The following is a 15,606-nucleotide window of genomic DNA, read 5'->3' as shown; positions in this document are numbered from 1 at the left end:
AATTGCGCAGCAAGATAGCTATCAAACTGTACAGCCGGGAGTCGCCGGAACATGAAATTCTGCTGCCATTGCGGCCACGCCGTCAGCGAAGCCATCCCGCAGGGAGACACCCGCCCACGCTACGTCTGCGGGCATTGCCAGGTCATTCATTATCAGAATCCACGCATCGTCGCTGGCTGCCTGGTCACCCATGAGCGACATGTATTGCTATGTCGGCGCGCCATCGAACCACGCCATGGCTTCTGGACGCTGCCGGCGGGTTTCATGGAGAACGGCGAGACCACCGAACAGGCCGCGCTGCGGGAAACCTGGGAAGAAGCACGCGCCAGGGTGGCGCAGCAGCAACTGTATATGCTGTTCAACCTGCCCCACATCAACCAGGTCTACATGTTTTTCCGCGGCCAGTTGGCCGACATGGATTTCTCCGCCGGAGAAGAGAGCCTGGAAGTCCGACTGTTCAGCGAGGCGGAAATTCCCTGGGAGCAGCTGGCGTTTCCGACCATCGGTAAAACGCTGAAACAGTATTTCCTCGATTACCCGACCCAGGAGTTCCCGGTGCGCATGCGCGATATCGTCTGGCCCCAGCGTCTAGCCGACGGCGTCAATCCATGAGTCGCTGGTGGGCGGCGCTACTGCTCGGTTTGCTCGCCGGTAGCTGTCTGGCGGATACCGTGATCATCGAGAAACTGCTGATCCATAAACAGGAACGCCGACTGGAAGTGATCAGTGATGGCCAGGTGATACGGTATTATCGGGTCGCACTGGGCAAACAGCCGGTCGGTCATAAACAGGAACGCGGCGACAACCGCACTCCGGAAGGCATCTACAGCATCGATTGGCGCCACCACAGCCCCAGCTATAACCTCAGCCTGCATTTGGACTACCCCAACCTCAAGGATCGCGCCGAAGCCTGGAAGCGCGGCGTGGACCCCGGCAGCATGATCATGATTCACGGCACACCGGTGGATGAGGAGTACCCCGAGTGGTTCTTCACCGGGCTCGACTGGACCAATGGCTGCATCGCGCTGGACAATCGCAGCATGCGGGAACTCTGGGAGCTGGCCCCAGACGGCACCCTCGTTGAAATAAGACCTTGATACAGATCAACACCCTTCACGCTCCTCTCAGCGACACTAGCCACATCAAGAGCATGGCCACAGAACCATGCCTGTCGTGCTACGCATCAAGGAGCATTATCCGTGAAGAAGCTACTCACTATCGCCATCGCCACCGGGTTCGGTTTCAGCATGCAGGCGCATGCCGACCGACTGAGCACTGAACTGATCAAGCCCATCGAGCCCGCCACCATTACCGAACCGGAGAAGGTCGAGCTGGGCAAGAAGCTGTGGTTCGATCCGCGCCTGTCCATGTCCGGCTTCATTTCCTGCAATTCATGTCACAACCTGAGTACCGGGGGCAGTGACAACCTGCCGACCTCCATTGGCCACAACTGGCAGCAAGGCCCGATCAACTCGCCGACCGTGCTGAATTCCAGCCTGAGCGTGGCGCAATTCTGGGATGGCCGTGCCGCCAACCTGCAGGAGCAGGCCGGTGGACCCATCGCCAACCCAATGGAAATGGCCTCCAGCCATGTGCTGGCAGTGGATGTGATCAACTCCATTCCGCAGTATCGGGAGGAATTCGCCAAAGTCTACGGCAGCGCCGACGTGACCATCGACAACATCACCGACGCCATCGCGGTATTCGAGGAAACCCTGGTCACGCCCAACTCGCGCTTCGACCAATGGCTCAAGGGTGACGACAAGGCCATCACCGAACAGGAATTGGCCGGCTACAACACCTTCAAGTCCATCGGTTGTGTAGCCTGTCACAACGGCCCGGCCGCGGGCGGCACGTCCTTCCAGCGCATGGGCGTGGTCGAACCCTACCAGACCTCCAATCCGGCGGAAGGCCGTGCGGCGGTCACCGGCAAGGATGCGGACCGTTTCACCTTCAAGGTGCCGACACTGCGTAACGTCGAGTTGACCTACCCCTACTTCCATGACGGGGCCTATTGGACCCTGGAAGAGGCCACGGACGTCATGGCTCGCCTGCAGTTGGGTCGTAAGCTGGATGAACAGGAAATCGACAACGTGGTCGCCTTCCTGAAGACACTGACCGGTGATCAGCCGACCTTCACCATGCCGATACTACCGCCGTCGACCAACGACACACCGCGGCCCCAGCCGTTCGGCATCAAGCAATAATCTCGGCCGAAACCAGGCCGCGTCCCATCCGGGGCGCGGCTTTTTTATGCCGGCAAGTCAGATATCCGCCAACTGCCACACATCATAGGCCGGCTCTTCATAGGGGTGAGCTTGCTTGAGCGCCGCTACGGCGGCCACGATCAGCTCGTCCGCGCATACCAGCTCCACCCGATACTCAGGCACCTGCTCCAGCTCACCGGCTTTGCCGATAAAGGGATCGGCGCCCGGCCCTGGTCGGAACTGCCCCTGCCCCAGCACCTGCCAGCAGCAATGCTCATAATCGCCGATACGCCCGCCCCCGGCGGCAAAAACCGCCGCCTTGACCGGCTCGAGATGGGATTCAGGGACAAAGAAGCAGAGCTTATACATGGCATGACTCCGGGCTGAAAACACTGGTGTCAGTGTTGCAGCCCGGAGCACGTCGCTCAATCAATATCAGAAGCTGAGGCGCATACCTACGGTCAGATTACGTCCCGGCAACAGCACTTCATCCTTGATGAAGGAGGTGTGTTGACGCGCCTTCTCATCCAGCAGGTTATTGGCCCGCGCATACAACAGGTAGTTCATGCCGTTCTGGCTGTAGCCGTGATAACTCAGCCCGGCCATGAGCATGGTGTAGGCGGCGGTGTCGGTTTCATAGGCCGCAGTATCGCCCTGGCGACGCACCCGATAACCTTCCAGCTGCGCATCCATGTGGCTGGTCAGCCGCTGCTCCAGCCGCAGTCCATAGCGGTCGGCGGGTATACGCGGCAGGTTGCCGCCACCGTCACGCAGCTTGCCGCGCACGGTATCGCCAAACAAGGTCAGCTGCAGACTCTCGGTGGCCTGGATACCGAAGCTGCCTTCGAGCCCCTGCAGCACCGCATCGTTCTGCTGGTACTCGACTACCCGATAATCGCCACCCGGATCGTAGCCCGCATCGGCGGCGTAGATGAAGTCATCCACCTGATTGCGGAAGGCACTCAGGCTGTAGGTCAGTCTGCCGCTGAGCTTACGCAGGCCGATCTCCATGTTGTAGCCGGTTTCTTCCTGCAGGTTGGCGTTACCCAGTTCCACCGTACGGGTCGCGGCATGCGGCCCCATGGCATACAGCTCCTCGGCGGTGGGCAGCCGCTGCGAGCGGGACAGATTGGCGAACAGGGCATATTCCGGCACGAAGCGCCAGGTGGCGCCGGCCGAGACGGAGGTGCCCCGGTGGGATGCATCACGGGCACTGCGTTTCACGTCGATATTCTGCCACTCGTGACGCAGACCCCATTCGTAACGCCAGTTGCCCAATTCCAGCTCCTCCACCAGGAACAGCGCATGGTTGGCGGTAAGAGTGGCAGGCACGTAGGCTTCTTCACCCAGGGCGGAGAAATCACGTCGGGAGGTCTGCCCACCCAGCACGCCGCGCCAGCCGGCGACGGGCTTGTGGGTCAGCTCCAGGCGCGCTTCGCTACCCTGATTCTCGAAGCGGGTGCCCACCTCGCTGCCTTCCATTTCCCGGTGGCTGTAATCGGTATGGGCCATACGCAGGCGCCCCCGGTCGAAGCCGGCGAAGGGCTCCTGGTACTCGCCGCGCAGGTCCCAGCGTTGCTGCTGCATGTCGATATAGGCAGCGCCATGCTCATGCCCGTGATCGTGGTCATGATCGTGGTCGTGCCCATGGCCGCCGCAGTGCCAATCGGGGCCGTGGGTATGGCAATCGGCGTGTTCATGGGCAAGCAGACCGTATTCACGGTTCTGCTCGCTGTAGGCCAGACCGAGGTAACCGCGCTCACCAATCCAGCTCAGGCCCAGCCCGGCGGAATCGGACTCGTTGAATGCGCCTTCCTGTTTGGAAGGCGTGCCGGGGATGTCATAAGGATCGGCTTCCAATTTGCTGCCTTCCAGCCGCACGGCAAACTGGCCGGCACCAGCGGTGATGCCGAAGGCACCGGCGCGCTCATCCGCCACCGTGTTGCCGCGCACTTCCAGATCCGCTTCCACCCCGCGCTCCGGCACATAGGTCGGCACGCGGCGATCGATCAGGTTGACCACCCCACCGATCGCACCACCACCGTACATCAGCGTGGCCGGTCCCTTGATCACTTCGATCTGTTCCAGCAACTGCATCTCACTGGTAATGGCGTGGTCCGGGCTGCTGGTGGACGCATCCAGCACGTCTACTCCATCACTCAGCACCTTGACCCGGCTGCCTTCCAGGCCGCGAATCACTGGCCGCCCCACGCCCGGGCCGAAACCACTGGAATGAATGCCCGGCTGACTGGACAGCGTATCGCCCAGGGTTGCCGACCGGCGCCGGGTCAGCTCTTCGCCCTGCAGTACGACGCTGGCCGAACTCATTTCCCCCACCTGACTGTTCAGGGCGGACGCCCGCACAACTGTATCCGGCAATGCTGTCGCTTCATCCGCCGCCGACGCTGGCGCCGACAGTCCCGCCAGCGCAACCGCGCCAAGCCACCAGTAACCTGATTTTTCCATTATCCCTCCCCTATCGAACGAACCGACCCACTACAGGCCGCGAAGGAGCGGAAGTATTATTCGTTATATTATAACAATCAAGTTTTTATTTTAGCCGGAGGGTGGTTTGTTCAATTCATCGCTGACGATGCGGCCATCGACCAGTTGCACGGTACGCGGGCAGCTGGCGGCCAGACGGGGGTCATGGGTGACGACCAGAATCGAGCAGCCGAATTGCTCATTGATCCGCCGGAACAGTTCGAACACGCTGGCGGCGGTCTTGCTGTCGAGGTTGCCGGTGGGCTCATCGGCCAGCAGCAGTGGCGGACGGGTAATCAGCGCGCGGGCAATTGCCACCCGCTGTTGCTGACCACCGGAAATCTCGGTCGGTTTCTTGTCGGCCAGGTCCTCCAACCCAACCTCACGCAACAGGCTGCGCGCCAGTTCAACGGCGTCTGCCGAAGGGCGGCCACTGCGGATGATCAACGGCATGAGCACGTTTTCCAGCACGCTGAAGGCGGAAATCAGATGGTGGAACTGAAACACAAAACCCAACGCCTGGTTGCGCAGGTGAGTGCGGGTTGTGTCATCGCTATCGCGGGTTGGCCGGCCCTGCAGGTAGAGCTCCCCGGCGCTGGGCACGTCCAGCAAGCCGATGAGATTGAGCAGGGTGCTCTTGCCGGAGCCGGACGGGCCGATCAGCGCCGTCAGTTCGCCGCGGCCCAGCCGCAGGTCGATATCCCGCAACACGGTGCTTTCCAGCGGCGTACCCTGGTTGAAAGTCTTGCCGATACCCTGCAGACGCAACACTTCATCAGACATAACGGATCGCCACCGCCGGATCATAACGGGCGGCACGGCGGGCCGGCACCGCTGCCGCCAACACCCCGGCCAGGGTGGCGATCAGCATTGCCACCGGCACCAGCGCCGGCTCCACTGGCACCCAGAACAACCCCGGCCCGAAGATGTTGAATATCTGCACCAGCCCCCAACCCACCGCGCCACCGATGCCGGAACCGATCAGCCCGAGTAATCCGCCCTGCAGCAGAAACACCCGCAGAATCTGCCCTCGCGGGCTGCCCATTGCGCGTAGAATGCCGATTTCCCGGGTCCGCTGCACCACGCTGACCGCCAGCACACTGGCAATACCAAAGGCCACGGAAATGCCGACGAACACGCGGATCATCTCGGTCGTCATGCTCTGGGACGTCAGCGCATTGAGCAGTTGGCCGTTGGTCTGCATCCAGCTTTCGGCCTGCAATCCGGTCAGCCGTTCGATGCGCCTGGCCAGTTCATCGGCGGCAAAGATCTCATCCACCCGGGCATCGATCACCGTCACTCCCCCCGGCAGCGCGAGCAGGGTCTGGGCCTGTTTCAGGTCGAGATACACGTAGCGCGCATCCAGCTCACGCACGCCGAGTTCGAAAATGCCGGCGATATCGACCACCGCTTCCCGGCCGTCGCCGCCATCCAGTCGCAACTTGTCGCCGACATCCAGCCCGAGATCCCCGGCCAGCTCGCTGCCAATCACCGCATGGCCTGCGCCCACGCGAAATGCCCCGGCAATCAGGTCATCGCTGACCGGAATGATGCGCTCATAGCGCTCCGGGTCCATACCGATCAGCGCCACCGAGGCGCGGGCCACGCCACTGAGCGCCAATGCCGGGCCGCTGACCACCGGCGACACCGCCGGCAACCGCGGATGTTGATCCAGCACCGCCACCACATCCTGCCAGTTGCTGATCGAACGCAGGCGCTGGGCCCGCGGGCTTTCCAGCACCAGCGATACGGCATCATCCGGCAACGGTGCGAGGCGGTTGAACTCATCCAGCGGCAGAATGCGGATGTGCGCCTGGGTCCCCAGGGTGCGCTCGACCACGTTCTCCTGCAGCCCGGTAATCAGTGCGGTGATGAACACAATCACCGCCGAGCCCACGGTGATGCCGAACAGGATCAGCAGGGTCTGCATGCGATTATCCAGCAGAAAGCGCAGCGCGATCAGCCACTCGGTCCAGGCGCTGGCCAGCAACGGTCGCATCATCGTTACTCCCGGTCGCCGACCAGCATCGGCTCAATACGTACCCGTATCCGCTTCCCTTCCGCCGCCTGGTCCGCCAGCACGACATCACCCGCGCTCAGCCCCTCGGTAATTTCGGTCAGGCCGGTGCCGCGCAGACCAAGCTGCACCGGCACCCGCTCCACCTGCCGATCAGCGGTCCAGCGCAACACTTCGGCCTCTTGGCCCTGGCGACTGAACAGCGCATCGTTGGGCACCACCAGCGCCTGGTCGCGATTCCCGGTACGGATATCCACCGAGACCGTCATGCCCTGACGCAGAAAGTCCGCTGGCCGCTGCAGATCCAGGTGAATATCGATGGTGCCGCGATTGGTATCGATGGCCGGTACGATAAAGCTGACCTCCCCTGCCAGCGCCTCAAGGGGAAACGCATCGGCGATGATTACCGCCGGCTGGCCGACAGCGACCGGGCCCAGATCCTTTTCATCCAGCGGGACGATGATTTCGCGGCTATCGGTTCGGGCAATCTGCAGCAAGGTACTGCCGGGCTGCACCAGATCACCCGGCTCGACGTCGCGCACCTGCACCACGCCATCCACCTGCGCGCGAATCTGCGTGCGCTCCAGCGCCGCGCGGGCTGCGGCCAGGCGCTGCTGCAATACCTGCTCATCGCTGCCACCGGAAGCAGCGGCGCTGGCGGCCAGTTGCGCCCGATCACGGGCAACCCGCACGCTGATTTCCACCTGGCGCGCCTGTTCGCGCTGCTCGGCGGAGATCAACTGGCGCTGGAACAGCTCATCCCGCCGCTCCCGCTCGCGGGTAGCCTGGGCCAGATTATTCTGCGCCTCGCGCAGCGCCGCCTGGGCCTGGGGCCGCTGGGAACTCACCAGTTGCTGCAAGGCGGCTTCGGCTTCCCGCAGCCGCGCCTGCTGCTCGTCGTCGCGCAGCTCCAGCAGCAGATTCCCCGCCTGAACGCGGTCGCCTTCGCGCACATGCCGCGCCTTCACCACACCGGTTATCTCGCTGCCCACCTGGGCCAACGACTGACTGTCCACCTCGCCACTGGCCACCACCCGTTGCACCAGCGGCCGCATTTCCAGCCGATAGCCGGATACTTCAGGCCCCTGCCAGTGGCGCCAGCCGAGCCATACGGCCAGCAGCAGAACAGGTAATACGATCAGCAACCAGCGTGACGGGGTGGGCACAACGCAGATCCTTGCCGCAGAGAAATGTGAGCAATCAATATATTACAGATCGGACTGCGCTGATATTTTGCCGCAATCCCGGCATTTGATCCCGTCCTGCACCGGGAACAGCGGAAAGTGGATACCGATGAAGACGAGAAAGGCCCAGCGCCGTCCGATCTGGTGGTATTCCGTGTTGGTGCTACCACAGTGCGGGCAGACCCTCGTCTCTTCCCCCTGCTGCTCGATCAGGTCCGGTTCACGATCTTCGGCCAGGATCGCCTGGGCGGCCTGCGCATACGGCTCCGGCACCTGCAGCCGCACGCCGCCCAGCGCATTGGAATACAACCATTGCATATTGATGGTGTGCTCATCGGCGACGAAGGCGGGAATACCCTCCGTCTCCAGCCGCGCGCGGGCGATATGGGCTTCGTAAGGGAAGCTGTAGCGGGAGACGGTTACCAGCATGGCCTTGGCTCGGCTCTATTCGGCATCAAAGGTGATGTGCACCGAGGGCGCACTGCGTCGGGCCTCCCCATGGTAAACCGCTTCGATATTGTTACCGTCAGGGTCCAGCATGAACGCTGCGTAATAGTTGGGATGATAAGGGCGTAACCCCGGCGCCCCATTGTCCCGCCCACCGTTGGCCAGTGCCGCACGGTAAACGGCGTCGACCATGGCACGGTCCTGCGCCTGGAAGGCCAGATGCTGACGACCGGTCAACTCGCCCAGCGCCGCCTCGGAGTCGGTTGCCGACACCACCAGCTCATCGATCCAGAAAAAACCATCGCCACTGCCGCCGATGGGGATATTCAGTACATCGGCAATGGCGGTGTAGAACTTCTGCGCAGCGGACAGGTCCCGGACGACCAGTTGAACATGGTCGATCAGCCGTCCACGGTGCAATTCTTGCGTCTCCATATCGGTACCTCCGGTGTGCTGTGTGGATTGGATGACACCGGACCAAGAGTAGCTTTTCCACCGGCAGCCTGCCAACTGCCGACAATTCCGCACAAACCTTCCCTTCTGCCGCTGGTCACAGAGGTAACAGGCTATTGAGGGAGAGATCATGAGTCAGAAGTTCAAGATCGATGATCACGTCAGCTGGAATTCCGAGGCTGGGCGGGTCAGCGGCACCATCATCAGGGTGCATACCTCGGACACCACCTACAAAGGCCATCCACGCAGAGCGAGCGAAGACTCACCGCAGTACGAGATCAAGAGCGACAAGACCGATCACATCGCCTTGCACCGAGAAGATGCCCTGACCAGGATCAAGTGACATGGCCCAGGCAGAGACCATCTGGACTATTGGCCACTCGACCCGCTCAATCGAAGAGTTCATCGCCCTGCTCCACCACTACCGGATCGAAGCCATCGCCGATGTCCGGCGCTTCCCCGGCTCCCGCCGCCTGCCGCAGTTCGGCCAGGAGGCCCTGCGCGCCAGCCTGAACGAGGCGGGTATCGACTATCAACTGATCACCGAACTGGGTGGCCGGCGACGGGCCGCGGCCGATTCGGTCAACGTGGCCTGGCGCAATGCATCGTTCCGCGGTTACGCGGACCATACCGCCAGCCGCGAATTTGCCATCGGCCTGGAGCGACTGCAGCAGTTGGCGGTACGCCGCCGGACCAGCATGATGTGCGCGGAAGTGCTCTGGTGGCGCTGCCACCGTTCGCTGGTATCCGATGTACTGATGGTGGACGGCACCCGGGTCATGCATATCCAGGACGAACAGCACTGCGATGAACACCCATACACTCGCCCAGCTCGCCTATATCAAGGTCGACTGACCTACGATGCCACCCGAGGCGAGCCGCTCAATGCCAGGGAACGGAGCCAGGGCATTCAGCAGCAGCTGGAATTCTGACTTGCTTGCTCCCAGGCGAGTCGCGCGATGCAGATGGCCTCCATTTCTCCGGCCCAGGTTCGCATCTGCATCTCGTCCAGCCGCAACTGCATGGCATAGCGGCGGCCACCCCACACCGCCAGATGCAGGGCTTCGACCAGGCTGTCGGCGGGCTGCTGTGGCAGATCGGTACAGGCGTCGAACACCCGGCGCCACATGGCGAGAAACTCGGCGCAGGCGCGCTGCTGGTGTTTCTGCTCGGCGACCCGGGGCTCCAGCGCCAGCATATCCGGATGGAACCAGGACAGTTCATGCATACCGCTGAGCAACTGAATCAACAGGCGTATCCGCTGTTGCCAGCCCAGCTCAGCCGGTTGCACCACCTGTTGCTCCACCGCCTGGATCAGCGTCTCGATGCAGTGGCGCACATAGGCTGAGTGCAACGCTTCCTTGCTCGGGAAGTAGTCATACAGCGTGCCGATGGCCACGCCGGCCTCCAGCGCCACCGCCCGGGTGGTCAGGTTGTCCCAGCCGTCGCGCTGCCAAATCCGAACATAGGTATCGAATATCGCCTGCACGGTGAAGCGTGCGCGGGCCTGAGTGGGCCGTTTCAGCGGTTTACTGCGGCTTACCGGGGGTGTCTTGTTGCTCATGCTTATCCGAACCAGGCCAGTCGTTGGCTGGCGTACAGTTTATCTATCCACATTATGTCTACCGGAGTTCATCATGACCCAGATCCATAGCCTGCAAACAGACAAGAGCGATCTCGCGCGTACCCGCATCGTCACCCAAACCCTCGGTGAACTGCAAGCCGGGCAGGCGCTGCTGAAGATCGACCGCCTGGCGTTGACCACCAATAACATCACCTATGCCGCCTTCGGTGATACGCCGCACCTGCGTTACTGGGACTTCTTCCCTACCGATGATGCAGCCTGGGGACACATGCCCGCCTGGGGCTTTGCCGAGGTGGTCAGCACCACCGTGGAGGGTCTGGAGATTGGTGAGCGTTTTTACGGCTACTGGCCAATCGCGACGCACCTGGTGGTCGAACCGGTGCGCGTCACCGAGCGCGGCTTCTATGATGGCAGCGCCCATCGCCTGGAGCTGACCTCGGCCTACAACCAGTACCAGCGTAACCGCACCGATGCGGCCTACCGCCCGGAGAACGAAGACTACCAGATGCTGCTGCGGCCACTGTTCATCACCTCGTTCATGCTGGCCGATTACCTGGAAGACAACGGTTTCTTCGGCGCCAAACGCGTACTGGTATCCAGCGCCTCCAGCAAGACCGCCTTTGGCACCGTGTTCTGCCTGGAGGGCAAGGACATTGAAGTGGTGGGCATCACCTCGGCCAGCAACCAGGCCTACGTGGATGGCCTCGGCTGTTATCAGCAAAGTGTCACCTACGACCAGCTGGAGTCACTGGATGCGTCGATCCCGACGCTGTATGTGGATTTTTCCGGCAATGCCGAGCTGCGCCAGCGCGTGCATGCACACTTTGAACAATCGCTGGTACATGACTGCTACGCCGGCTCGGCACACAGCCAGGATCATATCAGCGAGCAGAAGCTGGTTCTCAAGGGTCCACAACCGCAGAGTTACTTCGCCCCGAACCAGATTCGCAAGCGCAATGCTGACTGGGGCCCGGCAGAAGTGACCCGGCGTTTCAATGAAGCGCAGTTGAGCTTCATCAAGCGAGTCAGCGACAGCCAGTCACCCTGGCTGCAGCTGGAAACCCATCAGGGCCTGAAGGCAGCACAACCGCTGATCGATACCCTGGTGAATGGCCGCATCGCACCGATTGACGGGCACGTGGTGACCCTGGACTAAGCCAGCGGAACATCCTCACCGAAGAGCGATAGCACCTGCATGAAACTCGGCTCCGGCGGGCAGCGCAGCTCCAGCGGCGCGCCGGTAACCGGGTGCACAAAGGCCATTGCGGTGGCAGCCAGCATCAGCCGGCTGTAACCGAAACGTTCGGCGAAGTAGTGGTTGTGGCGGGTGCGCCCGTAATTGGTATCGCCAAGAATGGGATGGCTGATGTGTTGCATATGCCGGCGCAGCTGATGCTTGCGCCCGGTCTCGGGATACAGCGCCAGCAGGCTGTAACGACTGCTGGGATACCCTTCGATCTCGACTGGAATCTCGGTGGTGGCCAGACGGCGATAGCGCGTCGACGCCTCACGCAGTGGCTGCGGCTCATCCTTGCAGCGCCGATCAGTAGCGTGTTCACGCAACGGATGATCGATCAGCCCCAGCTCCGGCGCCCAGCCGCGCACCATGGCCAGATACGTTTTGCTCACCTGGCCAGCCATCAGCGCCTTGCCCAGCACACTGGCCGTTGCCGCATCACGGGCAAACACCAGCAGGCCGGAGGTTGGCCGATCCAGCCGATGCACCGGATAGACATGCTCGCCACCATTGAGGCGGCGAGCATATTGCAGCGCGAACTCCGTTTCGTGGCGGTCAATCGGGCTGCGGTGCACCAGCAGCCCAGCCGGCTTATGCACTGCCAATAACCACGAGTCGCGGTAGATTTCAGTGAGCGGGTTATCGGTAGACAGACTCAATGGCAAAGGCGCTCATGACATGGCGACAGCAAGATAGGTGCACTCAGGCGGTAGCCAACTTCAACCCCAGGATACCGGCGCCGATCAATACCAGGCTGATCAGCGCATGGGATTCGCCGGCTCATCGAACAGCAGAATACCCAGCATTACCGTACCCACCGCGCCGATGCCGACCCACACCGCATAGGCCGTACCTATCGGCAACGCCTTCATGGCTATACCCAACAACCAGACACTGATCGCCATGGAAGCAACCGTACCCAGCGTCGGCCACAGACGGGTGAAGCCTTCGGTGTACTTCAAGCCCACTGCCCAACCAATTTCAAACAGACCGGCAACAACAAGGATGGCCCAATTCATCAGATAGATCTCCTGACTGGGGCCGTCCCCGTTTGAACAATAGCGGTGAGGTCGTCCTCACGCTTTAATAGCAGAGCGCGGCAAGCCGATAGCCGCCGTGCTGGGGGCGATTATACACCACTGGTCACCGGCAGCTAGCAGCTGCGGACCAAGGGCCGTTTGACCGGTGCAAGTCTCACTTGAACAGTCGCTTGTCCCGCCAGCGTCCCCACCGATAGTAGGCGAAGGAAAAGCCCGCACTGAGCATGAAACTGAGACCAATACCCAGCGCTACGCCGGTTTCGCCGTAGACCGAGGTAGCCCAGTAAGCCAGCGGCACCCGCAGTATCCACAGGGAGATGATATTCAGCGCCAGCACCTGGAACATCGCCCCCGCCCCGCGCACCACGCTATTGAAGACAAAATTGAGCCCGATAAAGGGGTAGAAGAAGGCGATGGTCTTCAGATAGTGGGTGCCAAAGGCCACGCTGGCCTCGTCCTGGATGAATAGCCTGACCAGCGGCTGCGCCCAGATATACAGCACGCTGGCCAACAGCAACATGATGCTCGTGTTGTAGACGATGCCGGCCCGGGTGATCTGCGCTACCCGCGGCCAGTGCCGCGCGCCGATGTTCTGCCCGGCCATTGCGGTGACCGCCGTACCCAATGCGACCGCCGGCAGCAAGATGAGGTGATCCAGCCGCTGGGCAGCACCGAAGCCTGCGACCGCATGGGCGCCGAGGCTGTTCACCAGCGACAGAATCACCGTGGTCCCAGCGTGGATCACCACCATCTGGGCACCGGAAGGGATACCCAGTCGCAGGATGGTTCGTACCTCCAGCCACTGCGGTAGCCGCAGGTGGAAACCATGGCCGGGAAACTTGCGCGCCAGATGCACCAGGCTATACAGGAAAGCGCCTCCCTGGGCCGCAATCACCGCGCTGGCCGCCCCGGCAATGCCCCACTGGAACACACCGATAAACAGGGGCGACAGCACGATAATCAACAGCGTGGCCAACAGCACGAAGTACAGCGGCGTACGGCTATCGCCGAAGGCGCGCAAGACCGTACTGATGAAGTTGTAGCCCACCAACAGCAGGGTGCCGGCGAAGGTGATCTGCAGATATAGCCGTGCTTCATCGATAATCGCCGGGGGCGTATTGAGCAGCGCCAATAGCGCATCGGCAAACACATAGCCAGCAATGCCGATCAGCGCCGACAACAGCACGAGAATAATGGCAAAGGTGCTCAGGTAAGCGTGGACCGCCTCCGTATCCCCCCGACCACGCAGCTGGGCGAAGATCGTCAGGGTCGCCTGGTTGACGCCCATGACAAAGGCAAACACCACCATCATCAGGATGGTGCCAACCGTCACCGCACCAAAGGCCGCACTGCCCAGCAGGTTACCTACCCAGAGGCCATTGATCAGCTGGATGGATACCTGCAACAGGCTGGAGACAACGATGGGCAGGGAAAACCGTCCCAGGTGTCTGGCGATGGAGCCTTCAGTGAAGTTCTTCAATGGCTGGCCACGTCAGTCGAAGTGCTCGTGGCTGTTGGCCTGAGACTGGCGCCAATAGCTCGCGGCGCGAATGCGGCCCTTGTCCAGCCCTAGCCCCTCGGATAGATACTGGCGTACCGCGCGGATGTCACTGTATTCCCCGGCCGCCCATGCATACCCCTCGCCTTCCGGCAGGGTCAACTCACGCACGGCGGCTTCCAGCGCGCCCATTCCGGCCTCTGTGGGCGCCGTTTCGGTTACCCAGCGCACATCCAGCGCGCACTCGCAGGCGAAGTCGATTCTGGCCTGCTCGGTTGTCGTCTTGATGATCACCACGGCCTTGGCCGTAGCGGGCAACTCTTCCAGACGACGGCCGATCGCCGGAATGGCGGTCTCGTCACCGACCAGCAGGTGCCAGTCGAAGGCCGTTGGAATGACAAAGGAGCCCCGCGGCCCGGCAATGCCCAACAGGTGACCGGGTTCGGCATGGGTTGCCCAGTCCGTTGCGGGCCCCTGGTGATGCAGCACGAAGTCGATATCCAGCTCGTTGCTGACCGGATCGTAGCGGCGTGGTGTGTAATCGCGCAGCTCCGGCTTGGATACGCCCTCGGCAAACACCAGGCCCTTGTCGCCCAGGGTGGGCATATTGGGGCTGACACCTGCCTGCTCCGGTACCAACAGCTTCACATGGTCATCGAAGGAAGCGGAATGAAATCCGAGGAGATCCTCGCCGGTCAGGGTGATACGGCGCATGGCGGGGCTCAATTCGGTGACACGTTTGACTTCCAACAGACGTATCTTGATCGGGTGCCGTACTTTCTGTACCGCCAGCAGGTCATTGGTCATGGTGGTCCTCGCCTCGGATGAAATCAGGATTGCCTGAAACGCTCAGGATGTCTGTTGCGGCGCGCTGCAGGATCTCAGCCATGCGGCGCTGTTGGGTATGGTCGGCATCGTCGCCGGCCAACAGCGCGGTACGCAGCGCCCTGCGAGCCTGAATGAACTCCGGCAACCAGCCGGTAGCGGCGCTCGCCTGGGCCTCGCTTTCGCCGGACAGGGTCAGCCATTGCATCTTTTTCGCCGCATGGCGCAGGGTAGCGATCAATAGCGCAACCCGCTCGTGGTGCGTCTGCAGATAGTCGAGACCGGCTGGAGAAATGCGGTAGCTCTTGCGCTTGCCTTGCTGCTCCACCTCAGCCAGGCCCCGTTCCTGCAACTGGGTCAACGCTGGGTACACCACGCCGGGACTGGGGCTGTAATACCCCTGGGACAGTTCGCTCAAGCCCTTGATCAGCTGATAGCCATGAGCTGGTGCATCGCGCAGAAACCATAACAGCGTCAATTGCAGCTCATCGGCGCTGAATTTGCGCCCGCGCGTGAGTGGATTGCCACGCTGGCGTGCTTGCCGGCCGGTCTCTTTCTGCATAGCCTTCTCTCTCGACACAGAATATATCTTACGATATAAATATGAGTCGTAAGATATATCTCGAGTC

The 15,606-nt window shown here is 61.8% G+C and carries 18 protein-coding genes and 1 pseudogene; 6 read left to right on the top strand and 13 right to left on the bottom strand.

What is annotated here, in order from left to right; genetic code table 11:
• Positions 1–51 precede the first annotated feature (51 nt).
• The 3 genes from QAO71_RS03570 to QAO71_RS03560 all read left to right on the top strand — a co-directional run bounded on the left by QAO71_RS03570 (position 52) and on the right by QAO71_RS03560 (position 2,207).
• On the top strand, positions 52–612 hold the full coding sequence (locus tag QAO71_RS03570) for an NUDIX hydrolase (RefSeq protein WP_051611098.1): 561 nt from the start codon (positions 52–54) through the stop codon (positions 610–612).
• Positions 609–1,097, top strand: coding sequence for a L,D-transpeptidase family protein (locus QAO71_RS03565; protein WP_348273401.1), 489 nt, complete (start codon positions 609–611; stop codon positions 1,095–1,097). The genes QAO71_RS03570 and QAO71_RS03565 overlap by 4 nt, the downstream gene beginning before the upstream one ends.
• Before the next feature lie 150 nt (positions 1,098–1,247).
• Positions 1,248–2,207, top strand: a complete 960-nt coding sequence (locus tag QAO71_RS03560; RefSeq protein WP_051611137.1) for a cytochrome-c peroxidase — start codon at positions 1,248–1,250, stop codon at positions 2,205–2,207.
• A gap of 57 nt (positions 2,208–2,264) precedes the next feature.
• Here the strand turns inward: QAO71_RS03560 and QAO71_RS03555 are convergent, their stop codons facing one another.
• From QAO71_RS03555 to QAO71_RS03525, 7 genes are all read right to left on the bottom strand, one after another.
• On the bottom strand, positions 2,265–2,576 hold the full coding sequence (locus QAO71_RS03555) for a YqfO family protein (protein ID WP_036991022.1): 312 nt from the start codon (positions 2,574–2,576) through the stop codon (positions 2,265–2,267).
• A 66-nt stretch (positions 2,577–2,642) separates the two neighbouring features.
• On the bottom strand, positions 2,643–4,673 hold the full coding sequence (locus QAO71_RS03550) for a TonB-dependent receptor (RefSeq protein ID WP_280165265.1): 2,031 nt from the start codon (positions 4,671–4,673) through the stop codon (positions 2,643–2,645).
• Between the two features lie 90 nt (positions 4,674–4,763).
• On the bottom strand, positions 4,764–5,474 hold the full coding sequence (locus QAO71_RS03545; protein ID WP_036991025.1) for an ABC transporter ATP-binding protein: 711 nt from the start codon (positions 5,472–5,474) through the stop codon (positions 4,764–4,766).
• The gene (locus tag QAO71_RS03540) at positions 5,467–6,690 is read right to left on the bottom strand and encodes an FtsX-like permease family protein (RefSeq protein WP_348273407.1); all 1,224 of its coding nucleotides are present in this window, start codon (positions 6,688–6,690) and stop codon (positions 5,467–5,469) included. Before QAO71_RS03540 ends, QAO71_RS03545 begins: the two co-directional genes overlap by 8 nt.
• A gap of 5 nt (positions 6,691–6,695) precedes the next feature.
• Positions 6,696–7,874 carry an efflux RND transporter periplasmic adaptor subunit gene (locus QAO71_RS03535; protein ID WP_280165263.1) on the bottom strand — a complete coding sequence of 393 codons (1,179 nt, stop codon included), beginning with the start codon at positions 7,872–7,874 and terminating at the stop codon, positions 6,696–6,698.
• Positions 7,875–7,916: 42 nt separating this feature from the next.
• On the bottom strand, positions 7,917–8,321 hold the full coding sequence (locus QAO71_RS03530; RefSeq protein ID WP_280165262.1) for a DUF2007 domain-containing protein: 405 nt from the start codon (positions 8,319–8,321) through the stop codon (positions 7,917–7,919).
• 15 nt (positions 8,322–8,336) lie between these two features.
• Positions 8,337–8,774 carry a VOC family protein gene (locus QAO71_RS03525; protein WP_280165261.1) on the bottom strand — a complete coding sequence of 146 codons (438 nt, stop codon included), beginning with the start codon at positions 8,772–8,774 and terminating at the stop codon, positions 8,337–8,339.
• Positions 8,775–8,922: 148 nt separating this feature from the next.
• On the opposite strand from QAO71_RS03525, the gene QAO71_RS03520 reads away from it, so the two are divergent.
• Positions 8,923–9,135 (top strand): DUF2945 domain-containing protein, encoded by a 213-nt coding sequence (locus QAO71_RS03520; protein WP_280165260.1) that lies wholly within the window; start codon positions 8,923–8,925, stop codon positions 9,133–9,135.
• 1 nt (position 9,136) lies between these two features.
• Positions 9,137–9,724 (top strand): DUF488 domain-containing protein, encoded by a 588-nt coding sequence (locus QAO71_RS03515; RefSeq protein ID WP_280165259.1) that lies wholly within the window; start codon positions 9,137–9,139, stop codon positions 9,722–9,724.
• Here the strand turns inward: QAO71_RS03515 and QAO71_RS03510 are convergent.
• Positions 9,703–10,356 (bottom strand): TetR/AcrR family transcriptional regulator, encoded by a 654-nt coding sequence (locus tag QAO71_RS03510; RefSeq protein ID WP_280165258.1) that lies wholly within the window; start codon positions 10,354–10,356, stop codon positions 9,703–9,705. The two genes, QAO71_RS03515 and QAO71_RS03510, sit on opposite strands and share 22 nt — an antisense overlap.
• Positions 10,357–10,429: 73 nt before the next feature.
• Between QAO71_RS03510 and QAO71_RS03505 the strand changes: the two genes are divergently transcribed.
• Positions 10,430–11,533 (top strand): DUF2855 family protein, encoded by a 1,104-nt coding sequence (locus QAO71_RS03505; protein WP_280165257.1) that lies wholly within the window; start codon positions 10,430–10,432, stop codon positions 11,531–11,533.
• Here the strand turns inward: QAO71_RS03505 and QAO71_RS03500 are convergent.
• The 5 genes and pseudogenes from QAO71_RS03500 to QAO71_RS03480 form a co-directional block, all read right to left on the bottom strand.
• Positions 11,530–12,279 (bottom strand): pseudouridine synthase, encoded by a 750-nt coding sequence (locus QAO71_RS03500; protein WP_218144729.1) that lies wholly within the window; start codon positions 12,277–12,279, stop codon positions 11,530–11,532. The genes QAO71_RS03505 and QAO71_RS03500 overlap by 4 nt on opposite strands.
• Positions 12,280–12,316: 37 nt before the next feature.
• A pseudogene (locus QAO71_RS03495) lies at positions 12,317–12,633 on the bottom strand (SMR family transporter).
• Between the two features lie 175 nt (positions 12,634–12,808).
• The gene (locus tag QAO71_RS03490; RefSeq protein WP_280165256.1) at positions 12,809–14,134 is read right to left on the bottom strand and encodes an MATE family efflux transporter; all 1,326 of its coding nucleotides are present in this window, start codon (positions 14,132–14,134) and stop codon (positions 12,809–12,811) included.
• A gap of 12 nt (positions 14,135–14,146) precedes the next feature.
• Positions 14,147–14,959 (bottom strand): siderophore-interacting protein, encoded by an 813-nt coding sequence (locus QAO71_RS03485; RefSeq protein WP_280165255.1) that lies wholly within the window; start codon positions 14,957–14,959, stop codon positions 14,147–14,149.
• Entirely contained in the window at positions 14,949–15,539 is a 591-nt protein-coding gene (locus tag QAO71_RS03480; RefSeq protein WP_051611100.1) for a PadR family transcriptional regulator, read from the bottom strand. The genes QAO71_RS03485 and QAO71_RS03480 overlap by 11 nt, the downstream gene beginning before the upstream one ends.
• Positions 15,540–15,606 lie beyond the last annotated feature (67 nt).

Origin of the sequence: Halopseudomonas sp. SMJS2 (genome assembly GCF_029866945.1) — a bacterium.
Taxonomy (GTDB): domain Bacteria; phylum Pseudomonadota; class Gammaproteobacteria; order Pseudomonadales; family Pseudomonadaceae; genus Halopseudomonas; species Halopseudomonas bauzanensis.
The sequence above is the reverse complement of the archived record's forward strand: the minus strand, read 5'-3'. Positions and strand labels throughout refer to the sequence as shown.

Excerpts from the sequence above, each read along its gene's own strand:
- QAO71_RS03570 (WP_051611098.1), top strand. The coding sequence starts at position 52 with ATGAAATTCTGCTGCCATTGCGGCCACGCCGTCAGCGAAGCCATCCCG.
- QAO71_RS03565 (WP_348273401.1), top strand. The coding sequence starts at position 609 with ATGAGTCGCTGGTGGGCGGCGCTACTGCTCGGTTTGCTCGCCGGTAGC.
- QAO71_RS03560 (WP_051611137.1), top strand. The coding sequence starts at position 1,248 with ATGCAGGCGCATGCCGACCGACTGAGCACTGAACTGATCAAGCCCATC.
- QAO71_RS03555 (WP_036991022.1), bottom strand. The coding sequence starts at position 2,576 with ATGTATAAGCTCTGCTTCTTTGTCCCTGAATCCCATCTCGAGCCGGTC.
- QAO71_RS03550 (WP_280165265.1), bottom strand. The coding sequence starts at position 4,673 with ATGGAAAAATCAGGTTACTGGTGGCTTGGCGCGGTTGCGCTGGCGGGA.
- QAO71_RS03545 (WP_036991025.1), bottom strand. The coding sequence starts at position 5,474 with ATGTCTGATGAAGTGTTGCGTCTGCAGGGTATCGGCAAGACTTTCAAC.
- QAO71_RS03540 (WP_348273407.1), bottom strand. The coding sequence starts at position 6,690 with ATGCGACCGTTGCTGGCCAGCGCCTGGACCGAGTGGCTGATCGCGCTG.
- QAO71_RS03530 (WP_280165262.1), bottom strand. The coding sequence starts at position 8,321 with ATGCTGGTAACCGTCTCCCGCTACAGCTTCCCTTACGAAGCCCATATC.
- QAO71_RS03525 (WP_280165261.1), bottom strand. The coding sequence starts at position 8,774 with ATGGAGACGCAAGAATTGCACCGTGGACGGCTGATCGACCATGTTCAA.
- QAO71_RS03520 (WP_280165260.1), top strand. The coding sequence starts at position 8,923 with ATGAGTCAGAAGTTCAAGATCGATGATCACGTCAGCTGGAATTCCGAG.
- QAO71_RS03515 (WP_280165259.1), top strand. The coding sequence starts at position 9,137 with ATGGCCCAGGCAGAGACCATCTGGACTATTGGCCACTCGACCCGCTCA.
- QAO71_RS03510 (WP_280165258.1), bottom strand. The coding sequence starts at position 10,356 with ATGAGCAACAAGACACCCCCGGTAAGCCGCAGTAAACCGCTGAAACGG.
- QAO71_RS03505 (WP_280165257.1), top strand. The coding sequence starts at position 10,430 with ATGACCCAGATCCATAGCCTGCAAACAGACAAGAGCGATCTCGCGCGT.
- QAO71_RS03485 (WP_280165255.1), bottom strand. The coding sequence starts at position 14,959 with ATGACCAATGACCTGCTGGCGGTACAGAAAGTACGGCACCCGATCAAG.
- QAO71_RS03480 (WP_051611100.1), bottom strand. The coding sequence starts at position 15,539 with ATGCAGAAAGAGACCGGCCGGCAAGCACGCCAGCGTGGCAATCCACTC.